The 22,355-nt window shown below is 45.5% G+C and carries 10 protein-coding genes; 7 read left to right on the forward strand and 3 right to left on the reverse strand.

Annotated features, from left to right (window positions below):
• The first annotated feature begins 6 nt into the window (after positions 1 to 6).
• The 5 genes from MKY99_RS07630 (at position 7) to MKY99_RS07650 (ending at position 12,627) form a co-directional block, all read left to right on the forward strand.
• The gene (locus MKY99_RS07630; RefSeq protein ID WP_339269694.1) at positions 7 to 1,839 is read left to right on the forward strand and encodes a beta-galactosidase family protein; all 1,833 of its coding nucleotides are present in this window, start codon (positions 7 to 9) and stop codon (positions 1,837 to 1,839) included.
• Between the two features lie 41 nt (positions 1,840 to 1,880).
• Positions 1,881 to 9,848 carry a polysaccharide lyase family 8 super-sandwich domain-containing protein gene (locus tag MKY99_RS07635; protein WP_339269696.1) on the forward strand — a complete coding sequence of 2,656 codons (7,968 nt, stop codon included), beginning with the start codon at positions 1,881 to 1,883 and terminating at the stop codon, positions 9,846 to 9,848.
• A gap of 167 nt (positions 9,849 to 10,015) precedes the next feature.
• On the forward strand, positions 10,016 to 10,723 hold the full coding sequence (locus MKY99_RS07640; RefSeq protein WP_042186028.1) for a DUF421 domain-containing protein: 708 nt from the start codon (positions 10,016 to 10,018) through the stop codon (positions 10,721 to 10,723).
• A gap of 107 nt (positions 10,724 to 10,830) precedes the next feature.
• Positions 10,831 to 12,327 (forward strand): alpha-N-arabinofuranosidase, encoded by a 1,497-nt coding sequence (locus tag MKY99_RS07645; RefSeq protein WP_339269698.1) that lies wholly within the window; start codon positions 10,831 to 10,833, stop codon positions 12,325 to 12,327.
• Positions 12,328 to 12,339: 12 nt separating this feature from the next.
• Positions 12,340 to 12,627, forward strand: coding sequence for a hypothetical protein (locus MKY99_RS07650; protein ID WP_042186032.1), 288 nt, complete (start codon positions 12,340 to 12,342; stop codon positions 12,625 to 12,627).
• 44 nt (positions 12,628 to 12,671) lie between these two features.
• Here the strand turns inward: MKY99_RS07650 and MKY99_RS07655 are convergent, their stop codons facing one another.
• The 3 genes from MKY99_RS07655 to MKY99_RS07665 all read right to left on the reverse strand — a co-directional run bounded on the left by MKY99_RS07655 (position 12,672) and on the right by MKY99_RS07665 (position 19,873).
• The gene (locus MKY99_RS07655; RefSeq protein ID WP_042186033.1) at positions 12,672 to 13,586 is read right to left on the reverse strand and encodes an ArsR family transcriptional regulator; all 915 of its coding nucleotides are present in this window, start codon (positions 13,584 to 13,586) and stop codon (positions 12,672 to 12,674) included.
• Between the two features lie 172 nt (positions 13,587 to 13,758).
• On the reverse strand, positions 13,759 to 18,507 hold the full coding sequence (locus tag MKY99_RS07660; protein ID WP_339269701.1) for a LamG-like jellyroll fold domain-containing protein: 4,749 nt from the start codon (positions 18,505 to 18,507) through the stop codon (positions 13,759 to 13,761).
• A gap of 460 nt (positions 18,508 to 18,967) precedes the next feature.
• Positions 18,968 to 19,873 (reverse strand): ArsR family transcriptional regulator, encoded by a 906-nt coding sequence (locus tag MKY99_RS07665; protein ID WP_042186035.1) that lies wholly within the window; start codon positions 19,871 to 19,873, stop codon positions 18,968 to 18,970.
• Positions 19,874 to 20,148: 275 nt separating this feature from the next.
• Between MKY99_RS07665 and MKY99_RS07670 the strand changes: the two genes are divergently transcribed.
• Both MKY99_RS07670 and MKY99_RS07675 read left to right on the forward strand, forming a co-directional pair.
• Positions 20,149 to 21,393, forward strand: a complete 1,245-nt coding sequence (locus MKY99_RS07670) for an extracellular solute-binding protein (protein WP_042186037.1) — start codon at positions 20,149 to 20,151, stop codon at positions 21,391 to 21,393.
• Positions 21,394 to 21,472: 79 nt separating this feature from the next.
• Positions 21,473 to 22,351 (forward strand): sugar ABC transporter permease, encoded by an 879-nt coding sequence (locus MKY99_RS07675; RefSeq protein ID WP_042186039.1) that lies wholly within the window; start codon positions 21,473 to 21,475, stop codon positions 22,349 to 22,351.
• Positions 22,352 to 22,355 lie beyond the last annotated feature (4 nt).

The following is a 22,355-nucleotide window of genomic DNA, read 5'->3' on the forward strand; positions in this document are numbered from 1 at the left end:
TCGATAATGAGCCTACTCACTTGGAACGACGGACAATATTTGCTGGACGGAAAGCCTTACCGGATCGTATCGGGAGCCATTCATTATTTTCGGGTTGTGCCTGAATACTGGAAAGACCGGCTACTGAAATTGAAAGCCTGCGGATTCAATACCGTGGAGACCTATGTCGCCTGGAATATGCATGAACCCAAGGAAGGGGAGTTCGTATTTGATGGCATGGCCGATGTGGTCTCTTTTATTGAACTGGCCGGAGAGCTTGGGCTTCATGTTATTGTCAGACCGAGTCCATTCATTTGTGCCGAATGGGAATTCGGTGGTCTGCCGGCCTGGCTGCTGGCTTACAGTGAACTTCAGCTTCGCTGCTGTGATCCTCTTTATTTAAGCAAGGTGGACCGGTATTACGATGAGCTGATTCCTCGGCTGGTTCCGCTACTGTCCACACATGGCGGGCCGATTCTGGCCGTCCAGGTAGAGAATGAATATGGCAGCTATGGCAATGACAGTAGTTACCTGAGATATATGCGTAATGGACTCCTCAGCAGAGGGGTCGATGTGTTGCTCTTTACCTCCGACGGACCAACCGATGAAATGTTGCTCGGTGGAACTCTGGAAGATGTGCATGCTACAGTTAATTTTGGCTCCTGTGCAGAGGAATCCTTCCGCAAATACCGGGAGTACCGATCTGAAGAGCCGCTGATGGTGATGGAATATTGGAACGGCTGGTTCGATCATTGGATGGAGGATCATCATGTGCGCGATGCCGAAGATGTAGCTGGCGTTCTGGATGATATCCTGACGCACGGGTCCTCACTCAATATGTACATGTTCCACGGCGGGACCAATTTTGGCTTCTATAATGGGGCGAATCATATCGTCGCCTACGAGCCGACGACTACAAGCTATGATTATGATGCCCCGCTCACGGAATGGGGAGATACGACAGCGAAATTTGAAGCTGTTCGGTCGGTACTGGGCAAACATGGATTTGCACCGACTTGTCCGCTCCCTGAGCCGATTCCGAAGATCTCCTACGGGAAAGTTGCCTTGATGGAAAGAGCGGAACTATTCACAACTTCCAATCTGGAGAAGTTATCCGAGCCGGTGAACAGTGTGTGTGTGCAGCCGATGGAAAAGCTGGGACAATCCTATGGTTTTATATTGTACAGCACTTATGTGCAGGGACCACGGTCCAGGCAGAAGCTTTACATCGAAGGTGTGCGTGATCGGGCGCAGGTCTTCCTGGATGGACAGTTACTTGGGGTCATTGAACGCTGGAATCCGCAGCCACTTGAACTTTCCATTCCTGCCGGTGGAGCGCAACTGGATATTCTCGTCGAGAATATGGGTCGGATTAATTATGGGCCGCTCATTCGTGATCCGAAAGGAATTCTGGACGGGGTTCGAATCGATAACCAGCTGCAATATAACTGGACGATCCGTACACTTCCGTTAGAACCGGGAACGCTGGCTTCACTTGAGTACAAGGAGCAGACGGTGGAGAAGCAAGAAGCTGCGGCACCTTCAGGTTTGCCCGGATTCTATCGGGGCTGCTTTGAGGCGGAGGAAATTGGGGATACTTTTCTACGGTTCGATGGATGGAATAAAGGGGTTGCCTGGATCAACGGATTTAATCTAGGCCGCTACTGGAACGCAGGACCGCAAAGGGCCCTATACATCCCTGGTCCATTGCTGCGCAAAGGTCGTAATGAACTGGTTCTTTTTGAACTACACGGCTGTGCGGAGACTTGCGAAATTGAGCTTGTAAATTGCCCTGATCTGGGAAGAACTTCGGCCGTCGACGATGCCGTGCTGAATTTTGTGCAGGAAGATAACTTGTAGACATTGCTAGCTTTAAACAATTCAAAGATTGGGGTGAACAAATGCGGAAATCAAGTCTGGTTTTAGTGTTAGTTCTCATTGTTGATCTTTTTTCTTCATGTGTTGGAATTCATTACAACGCTGATGGTAAAGCCTCAGCGGCTGCGTCTAATCTTATACTTAACGGAAGCTTTGAAAATACAACGTCAACCCTGGATGCAACTTGGACAGGGGTTACAGACTCGGCTCCGGTGGGTTGGAGCTTATGGGTTCCTACCGGCAGTGGAAAGGGCACGAATAAAACAGCAAATATTAAGATCGACGCTGGGACAGCGCATGATGGAACCCGGTCCATGCTGTTCGATGCCTTTTCCACAAGCAGGATTTCTATCAATCAGGGGGTAACTTCGGTTATCCCCGGTAAATCCTACAGACTTAAAGTCTGGTTGAAGACTGATAATGTCACCGGCCAAGGTGCCTACTTTAGAACACAGTATTATAATACCGCCAAAGTGGGGGATGGGCCTTCCTCTCCTAAAATAACAGGCACGCATGACTGGACCCTGCAGCAAGTGCTTCTAACTATGCCAGCCAATGCGACGAAGCTTGTCATTGAGCCTTTTTTGGAAACTGGAAAAGGAAAGCTATGGATAGATGATATCGTATTGGAGGAATATTCGGGACTTACGGGGATTGCACTGGATCGTACAGCCTTCTCGATGATCAAAGGGGACACGGTTGCATTACTGCCGACTTTATCCCCCTCAACGGCGCTGGACAAAGCAGTAGTGTGGACCTCTAGTAATCCTGAAGCTGCGACTGTGGATGCTTTCGGCAATGTGACGGGGACGGGTGTTGGCTCTTCGACCATCAAGATCGCCACACCAGACGGTATCCTTGCAGCTGAATGCCTGGTGAATGTCGAATCCTCTGACACAATGCAGGCTTACAATAAACTGCGGCAGAAATGGTATGACCGACTAAGGGGTGGCCAATTCGATGCGGAAGATCCTGACATAGCTGCTAGTATAAGCGCACAGGCAGCTTCGGCGGCTACGCTGTGGGAGAGTATGGACAAATCATCTGGCCGCACCTTCTTGTGGAGCGATGCCGCAAGCACTACGGATTCGCAATTTATTACAAGCGCTTACAACCGCTTGAAGACTATGGCATTGGCCTATTCTGTGGAGGGGTCGGAACTATATAGAAACAGCTCTTTGGCGAATGACATTGTAAGCGCAATCAATTGGATGTACACGAACCGTTACAATCCGGGCAAAAGCGCTTATGGGAACTGGTGGGACTGGGAGATCGGCACTCCGCAGATTGTGAATGATCTTATGGTGCTGATGTATGACCATCTAACGCCGCAGCAAATTAATCAATATCTTGCGGCTATTGATGCCTTCTGTCCGGATCCGAAAACTGGGGCCGTGCTTGGTGTAAAGGGTACGAAGATGACGGGTGCCAACCTGCTTGATAAAGCGCTTGTGGTCACGGTAAGAGGCGTTGTTGGCAACAATAGTGCGAAGATCATTCAGGGCCGTGATTCCATCGGCTCAGAGTATGTATACACTACTCATGGAGACGGTGTATACAAGGACGGTTCACTCGTACAGCATAATAATATTGCCTATACAGGAGGTTATGGTTCGGTCTGGCTCAAAGGTACGGCGGATATGTCTTTCCTGCTGACTGATTCACCATGGCCGATAACGGACCCGAATGTACTGAACATTTACGAATGGGTGGCCCAGACGTATGAGCCGGTGATCTATAACGGTCAATTTATGGACTCGGTTAATGGAAGGGGCATTTCCAGAAAAGGGAGCGGCAGCGCTAGGGGCTTAATTGTCACCTTGCTGCGAATGGCTGAAACTGCACCGGAGAATGTTGCATTATCTATCAAGCAAGCGGCGAAAGAATGGATTTCAGCAAATATGGCAGCCGGCAATTATTATGACGGATTGTCTCTTTCCGATATAACAATTGTCAAAAAACTGATGAATGACGGGAAGATCCATCCAAGAGGATCACTGATTAAGAATCAGGTATTCGCCGGTATGGACCGGGTTGTTCATCTACGTGAAGGCTACGGCTTTGGCCTGAGCCTGTTCTCCAATCGTATCTCGGCCTTTGAGAAAGGGAACAACGAGAACCTAAAAGGGTGGTATACGGGGATTGGGATGACCTATTTATACGATCAGGATCTCTCCCAATACCGCAATGACTTCTGGCCTACCGTCAATGCTTATCGCTTGTCTGGAACGACAACCGATGGGTCGGGGCAAGGAATGGTACCTGTGGAGTGGAAAAGCTACATGAATCCGAAGACCTGGGTGGGAGGATCTTCGCTGGAAGGTCTGTACGGTGCAGCGGGCATGGATTTCTCGCTATCCCAAGTGACCGGCAGCGACTTGCAGGGCAAGAAATCCTGGTTTATGTTCGATGATGAGATTGTGGCACTCGGTTCGGGAATTTCCAAAACAAAAGCCGGCCCGCAGTCTGTCGAGACGATCATCGATAACCGGATGCTGAACGAAGCGGGGAATAATGAACTATTAATCAACGGAGTTGCAGAACCGTCACAGCCCGGATGGGTAGAGACAGTGAAGAACGTTCAATGGGCCCATCTGGAAGGCAAAGTACCAGGCTCCGACGTCGGGTATTATTTCCCGGACGCTCCAAGTCTCTTAGCTCAGCGTGAAGCCAGAACCGGCAGCTGGAAAGAGATAAATACCACTCAATCCGATGTTCCCGTTACACGGAACTATTTAAGCCTGGCATTTGAGCATGGAGATACGCCTTTGAATGGCTCATACTCCTATGTCCTGTTGCCTAATCGTGACATTGCCAGTACTGAAGACTATAGTAGTAGCCCGGATATCGAGGTGCTGAGCAATACAGAGGATGTGCATGCAGTCAGAGAGAAAAAGCTGGGCATAACTGCCGCTAATTTCTGGAATGCCGGAACGGTGGATTTCATCAAGGCACGCAATCCTGCTTCCGTGATGATTCAGCAGGCCGATCAGGAGCTTGTCGTTTCGGTGTCTGATCCTACACAATCGCAAAACTCATTGTCCCTAGAACTGGATGTACCGGGGTTGACTTTACTCAGCAAAGACAGCAAGACGGAAGTGTTGCAGGTTTCGGGAAATGCAGTTATCACTGTAGATGTGACGAATTCCATAGGGGCAACGCATGTCATAAAATTTAATATTAATGAAGGAGAGGCTCCGAAAGACGAATATGACGAGCTTCGTGAAAGATGGGTGGATTATTTAACCGGAGGGAAATCCTTCGATCCACACAATCCGGACATTGCCAAGTCGATAACAGCTTTATCCGATAAGATAAGCAATCAGTTGCAAACCGGATACTGGGATACGATGAATAAGCAAATGGACCGTACTTATCTATGGAGTGATAAGCCGGGTAGTACGGCGGATGCTTTTGATACGGCAGCCTCTTATAACCGGTTGAAGGACATGGCCATTGCCTTTTCAACAACCGGCTCGCCTTTATACCAGAATATGCAGTTAAAAACAGATATTCTGGGCGGTTTGGACTTCTTATACGCTAATTGGTATAACGAAACCAAACAGGAGAAAGGAAACTGGTTCGAATGGGAGATCGGCATTCCGCTTGCATTGGGAGATACGATGGCCTTGATGTTCGAGTATTTGTCCGTTGATCAGATTGCCAGCTATACCAAAGCCATCGATAAGTTCTGCCCGGACCCGACCAAACGGACGAATCAACCCTCTTTGATGGAAACCGGTGCGAATCGGTTGGATAAAGCACTGGCAGTAGTTCTGAGAGGCATTCACAATCGTGATAGCGGGAAGATCAAACAGGGACGGGATGCCGTTAGCCAGGTATTGCCTTATGTAACCCGCGGAGATGGATTCTATGAGGATGGCTCCTTTATCCAGCATAATAATATTGCATATACCGGCAGCTACGGGGCTGTATTGCTTGGCGATATGATGAAGATGATGACCTTGCTGACAGGGTCCTCTTGGCCGCTGACTGATGCCAATCTGAAGAATGTATATAACTGGGTAACGGATTCTTATGAACCTCTTGTCTACAGAAAACTAATGATGGATATGGTGTTCGGCAGATCGATAGCCCGGGGGAACAGACAACTCGTGCCTTGGTCGCATATTCTTCGGTTGGCTTCCTCCGCGCCACCGGAGCAAGCGGCCCGGTTTAAATCGATGGTGAAGTATTGGTTCGAAGCCGATACAGCATTAGACAGTTATTACGAGGGTCTAAGAGTCGCGGATATTGTCTTGCTCCAGACGCTTATGAATGATCCAGAGGTGCAGCCATCGGGAGACCTTACTGTGCACAAGCAGTTTGCAGCGATGGACCGAATTGTCCATCATCGGCCTGGATATGCTTTTGGAATCAGCATGTCTTCGGCCCGAATTGCCAACTATGAAGGCGGGACGGAGAACCTGAAGGGTTGGTATACGGGTGAAGGCATTACCTATCTGTATAATCAGGATCTGAATCAATATGCTGATGCATTCTGGCCGACTGTAAATGCTTACCGTCTGCCAGGGGTTACATCGGATGGAGCAACGCGTGGTGCAGCCAAGACTACATCAAAAACATGGGTAGGAGGATCCTCCATAGACGGACTTTACGGAGCGGCCGGCATGGATCTGGATCCGGATAACAGCACATTATCCGGTAAAAAGTCCTGGTTCATGTTCGACGATGAAATCGTAGCGCTTGGGGCAGGTATTACAAGCACGGATAACCGCAAGGTGGAGACCATCGTAGATAACCGCAAGCTCAAGGAGAGCGGTGACAATGTACTTACGATCAACGGTGAGGTTAAGCCTTCTGCGCTGGGTTGGTCTGAGTCGATGAATAAGGTACATTGGGCACATCTGGAAGGAAATATTCCCGGCTCGGGGATCGGTTATTATTTCCCTGATGCACCAACGATAGACGGTCTGCGGGAGGCCCGGACTGGCGCTTGGAAGGATATTAATCAAGGGGGATCAACGGAGCCGATCACTAGAGATTATGCCAGCCTGTCGATTGCTCAGGGAACGAAGCCTGTGGATCAATCGTATTCGTACGTGCTGCTGCCGAATCAGGATGAAGCGGCGACAGCGCGTTATAGCAACAACCCCGACATCGAAATTATTGCCAATACGGATAGTGTTCAAGCCGTAAAGGAACAGAAGCTGGGACTTACGGCTATGAACTTCTGGGTTCCGGGAATGATCGAATTCGTGCGTGCTAATAATCCAGCTTCCGTCATCATCAAGGAGTCTGGAGATGAATTGACGATAGCTATTTCGGACCCGACCCAATCCCAATCTGTAGTGAAATTGGATGTCGGTAAAGCCGCGCTGGAAGAACTAATGAAAGATTCAACCGTGACCGTAATGCAACTCTCACCGAGGATCGAACTCGCAATCGATACAAGCGGCTCCAAAGGGAAAAGCCATGTTATCAAGTTCAGAATTGATCCGAATGCCGAGCCCTCTGAGCCCTCTGATTCGGAACCGGACGAAGCGGCCAAAACGAAGTTGTATGTGACTGAAGATGCGTATGTCAACGGAGGATCGAAAGCTGCAGTCAATTATAGCTCGGTGAATTACTTGCAAATCAGAAACGGCAATGGGGACACGGACAGAAGAGCTTATCTAAAATTCGATCTGAACCCGTTTGTCGGTGAAGTGGGTTCTGTGAAGCTGAACGTGTACGGAAAGACGAATGACGGGGCCGGAACATTGTCCGATATCGGTGTTTTTGTAGTTAGTGATGATTCATGGACAGAGGCAACGCTGAATTACAATAATGCTCCAAAAATCGGCAATCAGGCCGCGCTGCAGACCTTTTCCGGGCCGGAGCAGTGGCGGCAGTTCGATATCACCTCATGGGTAGGCTCGGAGTTCCCTTCCGATCCGGTTATAAGTCTGGCTCTTAGGCAGGTAGGCTATAATCTTGCTACTGATATAAGAAGCCGCAAGAATGAGAATGGCAAATACGCCGCATATCTGGAAATTTTGCCGAAGGATACAACACCTCCGGTCACAAAAGCAACTGTACTTGGAACAACGGGAGAAGGGGGCGTATATAAGGGCAAAGTGAATATCATCTTCGATGCGACCGACCAATCCAATGGGGGAACTGTCGGCTGGGGGGTTAAGCGGACGGAATACCGGCTTAACGGCGGTGCATGGAATACGGTCACTGAAAGCGTATATATTGAGAACCCGGGAACCTACGGCATTGATTACCGTTCGGTGGATAAGGCTGGCAATGTGGAGTCCTTCCGGCAGCTTCAGGTGACGGTCATGGAGCCAACTGAAAGAACTTCAATGGCAATCAGCGGCCCGGAAATCCTGACTGTTGGGGAGACTGGAACGGCGGTTACTTCGGTTGTATACAGCGATGGCAGCCATTATATAGTAACCGAAGGCATCATCTATGAAAGTAGCGATCCTAATGTTGCAAGTATAGACGAGGAAGGTCATATTGAAGCAAAAGGCCCAGGCCTTTCGGTTATTTCGTCGGTATATGATAACATGACCGCTTCCTATCTGTTAAAAGTGTATGATTCGCTGCCAGAGCTCGTCTCGATTTCGTTAAGCGGTCCGGCATCTTTGGAAATAGGTCAGAGCGGTAAGGTGGTCACTACGGCGGTATATAGCGACAATAGCCGCCGTACGTTAACCGAGGGTGTGATCTACGAAAGCAGTAACAGGAATGTAGTTACAGTAACGGCAGCGGGGCAGCTGCAAGCGCTCGTTCCGGGCTTGGTTGTTATTACTGCAAAGTACGGAGGCCAGGAGAGCAGCCTTGAGCTTCAAATTCTACAAGCGGAGGAGGGCACTTCAACTGCTCCGAATCCTCAACCACAAGTGCCTTCTGTACTTGAGGAAATGGCAGGACGACTGCAACTAAATGCAGCCTCTTTGAATGATCTTTCGGCTGCCATTGTGTATGAGGGCAAATTGAGAGTGCTAGTATTGCCGGGCATGGCAGCGGATATTCTTAAGCAGAAGCCTCTTCGGGTTGAGGCTTCTAACTTCAATGTGACCCTTCCGGCGGCGCTGCTTCAACAGCTGCAGGCATTAATTCCTGTGGAGCAATTGGCAGGCAGCCAGATCATTCTGGAGGCTTCTGAGGTGGAAGGGGCAGCAGCACAACGAATGCTGGCCAGCGCGGAGCGACAATCCGGCGCAGAGCTGCACCAGGCAGGAGAGTTCCTTGACTTTAAGCTCTATATTGTCACAGGAGACGGGAAAAAGAGCGTCATTCAACAATTTGTAGAGCGGGTTACATTTGAGCTTAACACTCATCCTGAGGCGAACAGGAGATTGCTTGGTGGCTATTATTTGTCTGATTCCGGAATAATGGGGTATGCGGGCGCTTCCTGGCTGAAGGGGAAAGTGGCTCTGCATACCGAACATTCCGGTGCATATGCTGTGCTGGAATACAACAAATCGTATGACGATGTTCCCTCCGGCCATTGGGTATATAAGCCTGTCCAAGAACTGTCCGCTAAACATCTGATTCAAGGCACTAGTCTTCGGAAGTTCGATCCGAATCGGTTAGTGACCCGGGCGGAATTTACGGTTATGCTTACCCGCCTGCTGGACCTTGAAGGGAAATCATCTACAGTATTTGCAGATGTATCTGCGGATCAGTGGTATGCGGAGGAAGTGGCGCAGGCTGTAGCAGCAGGGATAGTTCACGGGGTAAGTGAAACCTACTTTGCTCCGGAAGCCCATATTTCTCGCCAAGAAATGGCGGTCATGGTAATGCGCGCTTATGCGTATGTCAATGGAAAAAAGGCTGACCTAAAGCCGATGATTCAATTTGACGACCTGAGCGCGGCTGCCACATGGGCCCGTGAATCGATAATTTCCGCCCAGGTCCTTGGATTCGTCCAGGGCCGGAGTGAGCGGCAATTCGATCCGGGAGGCTCAGCAACTCGAGCTGAAAGCGCAATGATTCTGCACAATCTGCTTGCAATCAAGACTGAAAAATAAGCATTCGTAGCTAGGGCTTTGGGACGGTTCAGTAGAACCATTCCAGAGCCCTTTTGACGTTTATAGAAGTCTCCGGATGACCTTTTAAAATTAAACCAATTGTAATGACGTTTCATTTCACCTTGGTTTGTGAATAATAGGGGATTGAATAGAAAGGAGCACTAGAGATGCAGGCGCATATGGATATTGTTCTTCGTACTGTGGTCGCTATGATCATGCTGCTTGTGATAGCTAAGATATTGGGTAAACAAACGATTTCTAATTTGACGTTTCATGATTTCGTGACAGGCATTATATTAGGATCGCTTGCGGCAAACCTGGCTTTTAATAAAGACCTGAAGTCGTCATATATGATCGTGGCGCTCATTGTTATCACTGCTACGTCTTTTCTACTATCTATCATCGCTATAAAGAGTCGTAGAATGAGAAGCTGGATCTCCGGATCACCTACGGTACTTATTGAAAACGGGAAAATTCTTGAAGGGAATATGAAAAAGGTAAGGTATTCGCTAGACTCCTTGGATCAGGCACTGAGGGAAAAAGAAATTTTTAATCTAGAGGTAGTAGAGTATGCCGTATTAGAAGATAACGGAATGGTATCCGTCTTAAAGAAACAAGAGTATCAATATGTTACTCGAAAAGATTTGAAGCTTCTTTCGGTTCCTCAGAGCTTTCCCGTTGAGTTAATTATGGATGGCGTCCTCATTGAAGAGAATCTTGAGAATAATGGACTGACCAAAGAATGGCTGGAGAACGAATTAAGACGGAAGGGGAAACGGATCTCCGACGTATTTTACGGGGTAAGAGGAACGCAGCGGCAGCTCGTTTTTGATTATTATGAAGACGGGATAAACAAACCGATTGATAAAGAATAGATTCATTCATATTGGAGATTGACGGATCGCTGAGGACCGCTCTATAATGTTTGTATAATTATTAATTAGTTAATAAAAATATAAATGTTGAAGGGCGGAGTTTATTCATGGCAGATCGCGCAATCCTTAACACAGACATTCGCAAAGGTACGATAAACAAAAATATTTATGGACACTTCTCTGAGCATCTAGGACGTTGTATTTATGAAGGCATTTGGGTCGGAGAAGATTCACCGATTCCTAACACTAACGGTATTCGTAATGATGTTGTGAAAGCGCTTAAAGAAATACAAATTCCAGTACTTCGCTGGCCGGGTGGATGTTTTGCAGATGAATATCATTGGAAAGATGGTATTGGTGATCGCGAAGCTCGTAAACGTATGATCAATACGCATTGGGGCGGCACGGTTGAGAACAACCATTTTGGTACACATGAATTTATGGAATTATGTGAGATGCTGGAATGTGAACCTTATATCAATGGTAATGTGGGAAGTGGTACGGTTCAAGAGATGTCCGAATGGGTAGAGTATTTAACCTTTGGCGGTGTCTCACCGATGTCTGAGCTTCGCCAGCAGAACGGTCATCAAGAGCCTTGGGCTGTCACTTATTTTGGCGTTGGCAATGAGAATTGGGGCTGCGGCGGGAATATGCGTCCAGAATATTATGCAGATCTTTATCGACAATATCAGACGTATGTACGTAATTACGGGGAGAATCGTATTCATCGGATCGCTTGTGGTCCTAACGTGGATGATTATCATTGGATGGAAGTTCTAATGCGTGAAGCTACACGCTTTATGGACTCGATTACCCTTCATTATTATACGATTCCTGGTCCAGCATGGGAGAATAAAGGGGCAGCAACAGGCTTTGAAACTAGTGAATGGTTTAGCACTTTGGAGAAGGCCCTTCGCATGGATGAGCTGATTACTAAACATGGCGTTATTATGGACAAATATGACCCAGATAAAAGAGTAGGCCTTATCGTCGACGAATGGGGAACTTGGTATGATGTTGAGCCGGGTACGAATCCAGGATTCCTATATCAACAAAATACAATTCGGGATGCCCTTGTAGCTGGCGTAACCCTGAATATTTTCCATAAACACAGTGACCGGGTACGGATGGCAAATATTGCGCAGACCATTAACGTGCTTCAAGCAGTGATTTTAACCGAAGGAGAAAAAATGCTGCTAACGCCTACCTATCATGTATTCAATATGTTTAAAGTCCATCAGGATGCTGAGTTGTTGGAGTTAACAATCGATAGTGGGACTTACAGCTTTGAGGGCAGCGAGATTCCTGAAGTATCTGCTTCAGCTTCCGTAACAGACGCTGGGATCATTCATGTCAGTCTTTGCAACTTGAATCACGCTGCATCAGCTACTGTACCCCTCGAGCTACGTGGCCTTTCCGGGCAGAAGGTTGAAGTGACAGGCACTACGCTCACAGGTAACAAGATAGATGCTCATAATACATTTATTCAGCCAGATGCTGTCGTACCGCAAGCTTTTACAGCCTTTACACTTGAAGGTGATCTTCTTAATGTAGAGCTGGCTCCAATGTCAGTAACTGTGCTGGAGATTACGCCGAAGGTATAAGGTGGTGTTATCATGTCAACAACATCTGCATGCAAGGGGTGTCGCGACGATTATAAGGTTACCGATGCACAGATAGAGCGAATCTTGTCATCATCCATGTTTAAGACAGAGCTTTGTGTTCCAGATGAGGTTTATGCTGAACGGATTTCTCTTTGCGGGACTTGTCCTAAGCTGCATGAGAGTGTGACTTGCGTAGCTTGTGGATGCATTATTCCTGTTGTAGCTAAGCTTAAGGAACGTGGCTGTCCACTGCCTGGTGGCGGATTATGGGGACCCTTCATTGAACATGAAATAAGGTAAAATAAGAGCCGCATTCGACTCTCCAATGGGAGATGAATGCGGCTTTATTCATGGGTATCTGTGTAGAACAGCTCAACGATTAGATCATCATTATAGTTGCCAAAGCCTTTGCCAAAAAGGGTAATGCCGCCAATATGCTCGGCCTCTTCATCGACGGAAAGCTTGAAAGTCCATTGCTTGTTGCGAATGTTCACTTGATCCAGCGTAACGTCGGACAGTTTCAGGCCGTCCATAAACGTGCCTTTAGATGTAATGCGCAGCTGCTTAAGAAGGCCGTATTGATTCGTGAGTGCTGGCCACCAAGCTGGCGTGTATTTACCACGTCTATCTCCGTAGTCACCCGGACTGGTCCAGAATCCAAGCTGTACTCCGTTCAGTGTGAAAGTGATGTCGGAGGGCCAATTATTATTAATGGAAGGCGCTTCGGAGGCAATCTCCATCGTAATGATTAGCTCCTCGGGCTGTTGACTGGAGAGAAGGAAGTTAGGGATTTTATATTCGATATACCCTTTGCCGAACCAGAGAATACCAGCATTCATACGCTCGAGATCCCAGAAATAACGGGGATCATCAAAGCTGCCAATCACTTGCTCTGTAGTGGCAAGACCGCAGGTAGGCTCGATCATGAAGTCAGAATAATGCCCAACAGGAATCTCCTTGCGGTAGCTTTTGCGCTCATTAATTTGTCTGCCTGGAAAGGTGATCTCGGCGCTTTCAGCAGCCAGCGTACAGATCTTTTGCAGACCACTTCGTCCAGGTGCCATATGTGTCTGGATAAGTCCTGCAGCTTCTAGCTTACGCACATGCATTGTCATAATGGCGCTGCTCAAATTTACCGCTGCGGCCAATTCCTTGACATTCATTGGGTTCTCGGCAAGCAAGCGCAGCAGGTGCAGACGAACTGAACTGGCTAAAGCTTCGTAGACGGGAAGAGATTCTTCCGACAGGTCAAGTTTCATAGATGGCCTCCAATTTAGTTCAAGACGTATAGTTAATGATTATATTATTTAAATGCTTGTTTTACAATACGAAGGTGAGAAATTTTATGGGCGCTCATTCACTTTGATCGCGTGACTTAAGATAAAAAGAACGGAGCCTGAGGCTCCGCTCTCTTTCCAAATGATGATTCTCTTAATTTACATTTGAGTTATATTCGGTCAGTATTTCGTCTGATTTGAGTGCTCTGCTATAAATCTTCAGTTCATCAATCATTCCCTTATAAGGTACGTCCCAATAGTTTACGCCAAGAGCGAACACACCATTCTTGTTCTTAAACACATTCGGGAAGCCCTCACCGGAGAATTGCTCAACTCCGTCGAGGTATACCTTCACGGTACCGTTGTTGACCGTAAATGCTACATGCGTCCATTTATTCTCTGGAATCTTCATAGCGGAAACAGCATCATACCATGCCTCGCCAGACCATAGCAGTGTTTTACCTGCGCCGTTCTGTGGAACGAAGCTAATCCAGCTGTTTATCGAAGCAGCACCGAAGAAGGTTGTTGTTGCATCAGTAAGCTGCTCAGGGTTTAACCACATAGATACGGTATAGGTATTGCTGTCAATTAATCCATTAGGTAACCGGATTCCGGAAACACCGTCAAATACTGCTGCTTGATTAGTGATACCGTTACCGTAAGTGATGTTACCAACAGTTGGAGCTTCGATTTTTATTCCCGTAACCTGGCCAGTACCGACCAATTGGAGGGAGTCATCAAGGCTTCCATCAAAAGCATAATAGGCTACTTTTCCATCCGTAACGTTTACCTTATAGTCTGCTGAGACACCACTACCATCAGCCGCAGTGGCTGTAATCACTGCTTCGCCACCTACTTTTAGCGCTGTTACGGTTCCGGTTGTAGCATCAACTGAAATGGCGCTAGGATCATTAGAACTCCAAGTGAGCTTCTTATTTCCTGCATTGGTAGGCAGTACTTTTACTTGAGGGGTAAAGGTATTCCCCACAGCCACATCCATTTCAGCATCATGGATGGTTATCGTACTTACTTTTACATTACTGTCAGGCTCACCGTTTACCAGCAAGTCTACAGCTTCAGCGGAAAGTGCACTTTCGTAGATACGCAGGTTATCAATCAAACCCTTGTATGGGATATCCCAGTAGTTTACACCCAGGGCGAATACTGCATCTGCACTGTTAAATACATCCGTAAATCCTTTTCCAGTGTACTTCAATACTCCGTTCACATACAGCTTCACAGTCCCGGCATCGTAAGTGAAAGCTATATGCGACCATTGGTTAACTGGAATCTGCATGCCTGCTTCTGCATCGTGGAAGGTTTGGCTACCAAACCACATCCGGGTAGTAGCTCCACCGTTTCCATAAGGCAAGAGACTAATCCAATTCGTATCTGTTGTAGCACCAAAGAAGGCTGTAGTGAATTGAGTCAGTTCTTGTGGGTTAAGCCACATGCCTATTGTGTAGGTGTTGCCTTTAATCAAACCATTTGGTAGGCGAATACCGGAGCTACCGTCGAATTTAGCTGCAAGACCAACTTCACCTGTCTCATAGGTGATGTTCCCACCAGTATTGTTAATCCGATTGCCGGTAATTGTACCCTTATCAGTACGATCTCCGTTCTCTGAAAGATCTCCTTCAAAATCATACGCTGCCACCAAACCGTCTTCCAGTATATTTCCAGTCAGTTCCATTACAATGATAGTAAAGGTCTTAGTTGCAGTAGACTCACCCAGCGCAATCGTAGCAGTAAGTTCAATCGTTGCGTTTCCGAGTCCTTTTTCAGGACGAACAACTGAACCATCGTTTCCTACTACGGCTTCATTGGAAGACGACCACGTAATGACTGTTCCTCTTACGGCCTCAGTTGGGAGCGTAAGATCTTTGTATACTTTACTTGTGTTGCCCAAGCTTAAACTATCTTTAACATTGGATACAATTTGATCTGTGCTCAGCAGTTCAATTTGGCTGCCCCAGACGGTAACACCCTTATTGGACATGGCTGTGAAAGTCATAACATTGCTCTGACGAGTGGAATCCCATTGTTTTACGAATACACCTTTGTAGAGATTTTGTACAGTAGCTCCGTTTTCTATTTCATTGATGAGCAGGTCGGCGTAATACTCTCCTTTTAGCTCCCAAGAACCGGTTACGGACCCTGTAATGGTTCCATCACTTCGCAGTTCGATAGCTGTTGTGGATTTAATTTTAGCAGAAGTATCTTTCCCGTGATTCACGAACTGGTAAGCTCCAATAACATCTTCCTGCATAACAGCTGCGATAGTTTCACCAGTGTAACGATGAGGAGAAGTGAGCGGCCATCCATCTTCGTTGGTGAACATTTGATGCACACGAAGCTCATGTGTTTCACCACGCTGCGGGAAGCGAGTGTGGAAGAAGTTGAATATTTTACCCGTCTCTTCATCATAATTGACTGAATTATGGCCTGATGCAACATAGCCGTAAGTTTGGAATTCTGGATCACTATTCACGTTCGTGAACATGAAATTACCAAGAACTTTGTTGCCAATGGCCGAATGATCATTGGTCGTTGCCAGCACTGCACTTTGTCCGGCAGCATCCACATAAGGACCATCCGGATTCATTGAACGGAATTGACGCATATTGTAACCACCGTCGGACGCAAGTCCTCCATAAGTTACGTATAAGAAGTAGTAACCTGTATTCTTGTCGTAAACGATATACGGACCTTCGCCCGATTTGGTCATACCGCCAGAAATATGGGTACCGAAATACCGGTCGATTATACGTCCATCAGCGGTCGTTCCATCTTTACCCGGATATTTTGGCTCGCCGGTAGCTGGATCGATTTCTAGAATAAATATGCCGCCTGACCATGATCCATAAGTCATCCACAGCTTGCCATCTTTATCGTAGAATAACGTCGGGTCAATTGCGTTTGTATACGTTTTGTTCTTATATGAACCGCCTGCGTCAAACCAATCTGGGTTGGCATCTTCTAATATTCCGTTATCAATAAGCTTTTGAATATTTGTATTTGTCCATTTTTTATTAATTTTGCTGTTAGTATCGTAATCTTCTTCCTTGGTGAAGCCGGAATAAATTACGGTATTTCCATAGGTATAAGGACCTTCAATATTTTGCGAAGTGGCAAAGCCAATCGCTGAGCGGATGTAAGTGGAAGAAGCACTGTAATACATCATGTAAGCGCCAGTGGTTCCGTCCGCATTCTTATAATCCTCATTCCAGAAAACGTCTGGAGCCCATATGGAGAATCCGCCTTTACTGTCAGAATCGTTCTCTCCAGCCCATTTAAAGGATTCTGCCAGATTCGCGGAAAGATCACCAAAGAGTACGTTGCCCGGTGTTGTATAACCATTTGTGAAACGAGTCCAGTTCAGCAGATCATCCGATTTGGCCGCATCGATATGAGACCCGAACACATAATACGTTCCTTTGTCTACAGCCACCGACGGATCATGTACAGAGACATTGGTGAGTGCTGGTGCTGTAGCTCCCGGACTCGGCGTAGCAGTAGGAGTCACTGTAGCTGTAGGAACCGGAGTAGTAGTAGGTGTAGCAACAGCGCCGCCGTCCGATCCACCAGAACCTGAACTACCAGAACCAGACGTTGCCGTAGCTGTCGGAGTAGGTGTTTCAAATTTGATTAAGTTACTGTATTTACTGTCAAAGCTAACCTTCCCGGTGCCTTGGATAGTAATCATATCGTTTATACCAAGGATAAGATTCTTGATTGCTGCACCAGCATCTACACGCAGCTTGGCTAATTGGTTCAATGTAACTTCAGTAATATTGCCTGCGGCTAGATGTAGTGTAGGCACTCCTACCGCTCGTACCTCAGCAGAATCAAAATTTCCTCTCAGCCTGATGATTGAATCGTTCGGGAGCGTATTCTCTATAACGACCCGGCCGAAGCCTGCTCCCGTCAAAGTAGTATCTTCCTCAAGCATTACACCGGAATGTACACGTACACTTGGTACGGCACTCGTTCCTTTAGTAACGACGCGGAGTTTCCCATTACGCTTATCTACAACCATGTCACCTGCATTAGAGTTAATAAGTACGATACTATTTTCGCCGCCGCCGGATACGAATATTGTTCCTTTAACAGTGACGTTATTCAGCGTGATATCACCTTCTGCAATACCTTCGGTAAGATACAGGTTTCCGGAGATGGTGGAGTTGTTCAACTCAACACCCGGGTTACTAATTACCATATTCTGAGTGGTAATCCCCGTATAACTCCCGCTCTTAGAAGTGATTTCCCCGGCCAACTTCTCAATCATACGCAGTGCTTCCGCTCTTGTTACGGCTTTTGCGCCTTTAAAGCTGCCGTCACTATAACCATTCAAATAACCTTCACCAAATAAAGATAATACAGCTTCTTGGCTCCATGAGGGTAAATCTTCAACATCTTTTGGTGCAGAGGTATTTGCAGAAGAATTGAGCTGGAATAGTCTGTGCAGCATAACCGCGGCTTCTTGACGACTTACTACCTGTGTTGGTCGGAAGGTGCCATCGCTATATCCTGATACATATCCTGCAGCCGAAGCTTTCTGGATATCGCTGTAATAAGCACCTGACTCCAGTACATCCGTGAAGGCAATTTCTGATTTTTCCTGCAAATTAAAGACCCGATTGATCAATGTGACCCATTCCGCGCGGGTGATCTCTTGATTAGGTTTGTAAACTCCATTTCCATAGCCTGAAATCAAGCCCTTTTCCACCCAGGATTGAAAATCTTTCTGTGCCCAGTGGCCCGAATAATCGACAGCCTGTTGTTGCGTGGATGGTGCGATTGTTTTGGAATCGCTTGCAGAAGCTGCTGAAATGAATGGTGTAGGTACTAGCAGCGTGAGTGCAAGAAGTGAAGCAGTTAGCTTACGAGTTGTTTTCCTCAAATTCATGATCCTCCGATTCTATTGATTAGAGATTGCGGCGGTACGAAAAATGTAAAACGCTTACAATAGAGCAATTAAAAAAACGTTTTTCACAAACCAAAATGGATTTGTTTTATGTTTATACAAACCATATCGTGGAAAACGTTTTATGTTGTTCTCATTTTAAGCATGATATTAGCATATAGTCAAATAGAAATTTATGAAATTATGAATCTATTTATAATTTTATTAACAAAATGTAGTTGGGTTTGGATAGCATATGAAAAGTACTGTAGATTGCTACTGGAGTTGTGGAAAGTGAAAGAAGGTGGGAAATGTGGGCGATAAAGAGATGGATAGGGGAAAGTGATAACTGGTTCATATCACAGTACAGATAGGGGGGCTAAGGAAGAATAAATACTAATTAGTTGTTCGCCCCCATGAAAGAACCAACCTTGATACATGTGCATACTAGAAGATTTTAAAGGTAATACATTTTGAACATGATATCTTGATCATGATTTCCGAATTTTTTTCCGAAAATTGTAGCGCCTCCGACGTGTTTTGCATCTTCCTTCACTTCGATCCGGAAAGTCCATCGGTCACAGGTCGTATCTAAATCCTCAATCGAAACGGAAGACATGGGGTCACCGTCAATGTATGTTCCATTGTGATTAGTAATTCTAATCGTTTTTAGTAATCCATACTGGTTAATATTGTGCGGCCACCACTCAGGTGTGAATTTACCTCTTGCATCAGCAAAATCCCCAGGGCTTGTCCAAGTACCTAATTCCAAGCCGTTCAAAGAAAAGGTGATGTCTGAAGGCCATACGTCATTGGCAAATGGAAATTCGGAAGAAAGCTCTAGGCTAATTTCAAATTGCTGTAAGGTTTCATCTTTTTTCAGAAAATTGGCAATGTTGTATTGAACATAACCTTGGGTAAACCATAGAATCTCTGCATCGACTCTTTTAGAATCCATGAAATATTTAGGTTCGTCTACTCTGCCGATAAACTCTTTCTCTGTGGCAAGTCCGCATGTAGGCTTCAGATCATAATCCGTATAATGACCAATCGGCACCGATGTCTCATAGGAGGCAAAGGAATGAAAGATTTTTTTAGGAAAGTTAATCTCAATATGGTCGACTCTAAGAATTGAGATTTTTTGCATTCCGGATTTACCAGGAACTTTTTCTGTTTTTATGATTCCTGCATCTTCTAACTTTTTAATGTGTTTTGTTACGATGGGACTGCTTATTTTAAGTTCTTCTGCCAAATCTTTGATGTTCATCTTATTTTTGGAGAGTAACTGAATAATTTTTATTCGTACTTCACTTGCCAAGGCTTCATAAACAACGAGAGAGGACTTGTCTATTTCCAATTGCATTTTATCCACTTCTTTCAAAGTAATTTCATATACTGTAAAGTTTATTAATCTCTATATAAAGTAACACGAAAGGTAACTGAAGTAAATAATATATCGCTTTCATCTCCTCTTAATGAACTAAAAGGTTAACTAAGTTTTAAAAAAATCTATTAAGTTTATTTAAAAGTTATTGACTACGCTTTCAAAGCGACTGTATACTAAGTTTAAGTTAATCGTTTCCAACAAAGTTAATGTGAATGATTATCTTAACATTACAGCTGCAGGGGGAGAGAGTAATGAAAAAGAAATTTGGAGTAGTATTAGCAACGGTTCTAATGTTAACGACAGTGTTAGCAGGATGTGGTGGTAAAGATGATAGTAAGACGATTACGTTCTGGACACCGCTGACTGGTGATGATGGTGCTTATATGGATCAAATCGTTAAAGAGTACAATGCAACGAATCCAGAGATTAAAGTGAAGCACGTTATTACAGCTGATATGTACACGAAAATTTCTACCGTTTTGGCTTCCAGCAAAGGTGTTCCTGATTTAGCAATTATCCACGCTGACCGTGTTCCTGGGTTTGTTAAGCAAGGTGTCTTAGAACCCATGCAAGATACTGTATTGCCGGCACAACCTGAACTAAAAGCTGAAAATTACTTACCACAAGCTTGGAACACTGGTAACATCGACGGAACACAATACACAGTACCTCTTGATATCCACAGTAACGTAATGTATTACAATAAAGATTTGCTCAAGAAATATAATGCTGAATCTTTCTTGGATGATAACGTTGTTACGATTGATGAAATGCTTTCCTTACAAGGTAAATTGGATGAAGGCGACTATGTAGTTAATGATGCCTTGCTCGGATGGGTTATCCTGGCTCAAATTCAAAACTTGGGCGGAGATATTCAGGTGGACGGCAAACCGGCTGTTAACTCCCCAGTATTTAAACAAGCCTTTGAAGACGTTAAGAAAATTGCTGATGCTGGTTTGATGACTCCATTTGGTGAAGACGGTTACTTGATGTTCCAATCCCAAAACGTACTCTTCTCCACAGACGGAACTTGGAGTTCTACCGCACATGCTGGAGTTGAAGGTTTGAACTTTGGTGTGACTAACATTTATTCTCCAACCGCTGATAAATTCACGAATAGATCTTCTTCTCACTTGTTCGCTATGCTTAAGAACGATAAGAGAACAGATGAAAAAGAAGTAGGGATTGCTAACTTCTTAGAATATGTGCGTACAAACTCAATGGAATGGGCAAAAGCTGGTCAAAACGTCGCAAGTAACGTAGTTAACCAAAGTCCGGAATACCAAAACTACATGCAATCCTTCTTTACTTCTAATGAAAAAGAAATTGAATCCCTTTACATTTACACATATGAGTACTACCCATACATTGCAGAAGCAGTAGATACTTATTGCGCAGATATCGTTCGCGGTAACGTTGATCTAGATGAGACCTTGGCAACCATGCAGAAGTTTGTAGAAGATAAGATCGCAGAAAGCAGCAGTGCAGCGAAATAAAGCGAAATAGAATAGATTGTACGAAGTAATGTGCCGTACTGTGGTGCATTACTTTGTGCAAAAGGAGAAATGAAATCCTATGAAAAAGAAAATAAACTGGGCACCTGCCTTCTTTGTAGGTCCGCACGTCATTTTGTTTGCTGTCTTCATTTTATTGCCAACGATTTATGGGATTTATGCTTCATTTACAAAGTGGAATTTAATGAGTGACCCGGTATGGGTGGGCTTTGATAACTATAAGGCCATTCTATTTGATGGCAAATCAACGTTTCATACTCAATTTTTCAGAGGTCTAAAAAATACTTTGATCTTTGTGGGTCTCTCTGTTCCATTATTAATAGTTATCCCATTAATGGTTGCTGTTGCACTAGAACATAAAAAAGTTAAAATGAAGAGCTTAATTCAATCTATTCTCTATATTCCGGGCTTGATTTCGATTTCTGCGGCTGCACTAATCTGGCTTTTGATCTTTAATAAGCAATTAGGGATTACTGGTAATCTATTCGGATCACAAATTGCTTGGCCTGCAAATCAGCCGTATGCGTGGATTATCATCATTGTAATCACTCTATGGGGCGGTATTGGGGGCAACATGATTATTTATCGTGCTTCTTTAAGTGGCGTTGCGCAAGAATTATATGAATCAGCCGAGCTCGATGGTGCGGGTTCAATTAAAAGATTCACAAGTATCACCTTGCCATCTATTCGTTTTCCATTAATCTATACCTTTGTTATGACAACTGCCGGAGCCTTCAATGTATTCGGCCAACCGTTAATGATGACTGATGGCGGGCCTCGACAAAGTACACACGTACTCATGATGTATATTCGTCAATTAGCTTTCGGAAACGGTGAATCCATTGCAGGGATGGCATCGGCGATGGCAGTGTTATTGGGATTAGTAATCTTGGTGATCTCAGCGCTGCAATATTATGTAATGAACCGAAATGCCACATAAGGTT

It is taken from the genome of Paenibacillus sp. FSL R5-0470, assembly GCF_037975205.1.
In the GTDB taxonomy this organism is placed as follows: Bacteria; Bacillota; Bacilli; order Paenibacillales; family Paenibacillaceae; genus Paenibacillus_AQ.

Excerpts from the sequence above, each read along its gene's own strand:
- MKY99_RS07670 (WP_042186037.1), top strand. The coding sequence starts at position 20,149 with ATGAAAAAGAAATTTGGAGTAGTATTAGCAACGGTTCTAATGTTAACG.
- MKY99_RS07655 (WP_042186033.1), bottom strand. The coding sequence starts at position 13,586 with ATGAAACTTGACCTGTCGGAAGAATCTCTTCCCGTCTACGAAGCTTTA.
- MKY99_RS07630 (WP_339269694.1), top strand. The coding sequence starts at position 7 with ATGAGCCTACTCACTTGGAACGACGGACAATATTTGCTGGACGGAAAG.
- MKY99_RS07635 (WP_339269696.1), top strand. The coding sequence starts at position 1,881 with ATGCGGAAATCAAGTCTGGTTTTAGTGTTAGTTCTCATTGTTGATCTT.
- MKY99_RS07650 (WP_042186032.1), top strand. The coding sequence starts at position 12,340 with ATGTCAACAACATCTGCATGCAAGGGGTGTCGCGACGATTATAAGGTT.
- MKY99_RS07645 (WP_339269698.1), top strand. The coding sequence starts at position 10,831 with ATGGCAGATCGCGCAATCCTTAACACAGACATTCGCAAAGGTACGATA.
- MKY99_RS07675 (WP_042186039.1), top strand. The coding sequence starts at position 21,473 with ATGAAAAAGAAAATAAACTGGGCACCTGCCTTCTTTGTAGGTCCGCAC.
- MKY99_RS07665 (WP_042186035.1), bottom strand. The coding sequence starts at position 19,873 with ATGCAATTGGAAATAGACAAGTCCTCTCTCGTTGTTTATGAAGCCTTG.
- MKY99_RS07640 (WP_042186028.1), top strand. The coding sequence starts at position 10,016 with ATGCAGGCGCATATGGATATTGTTCTTCGTACTGTGGTCGCTATGATC.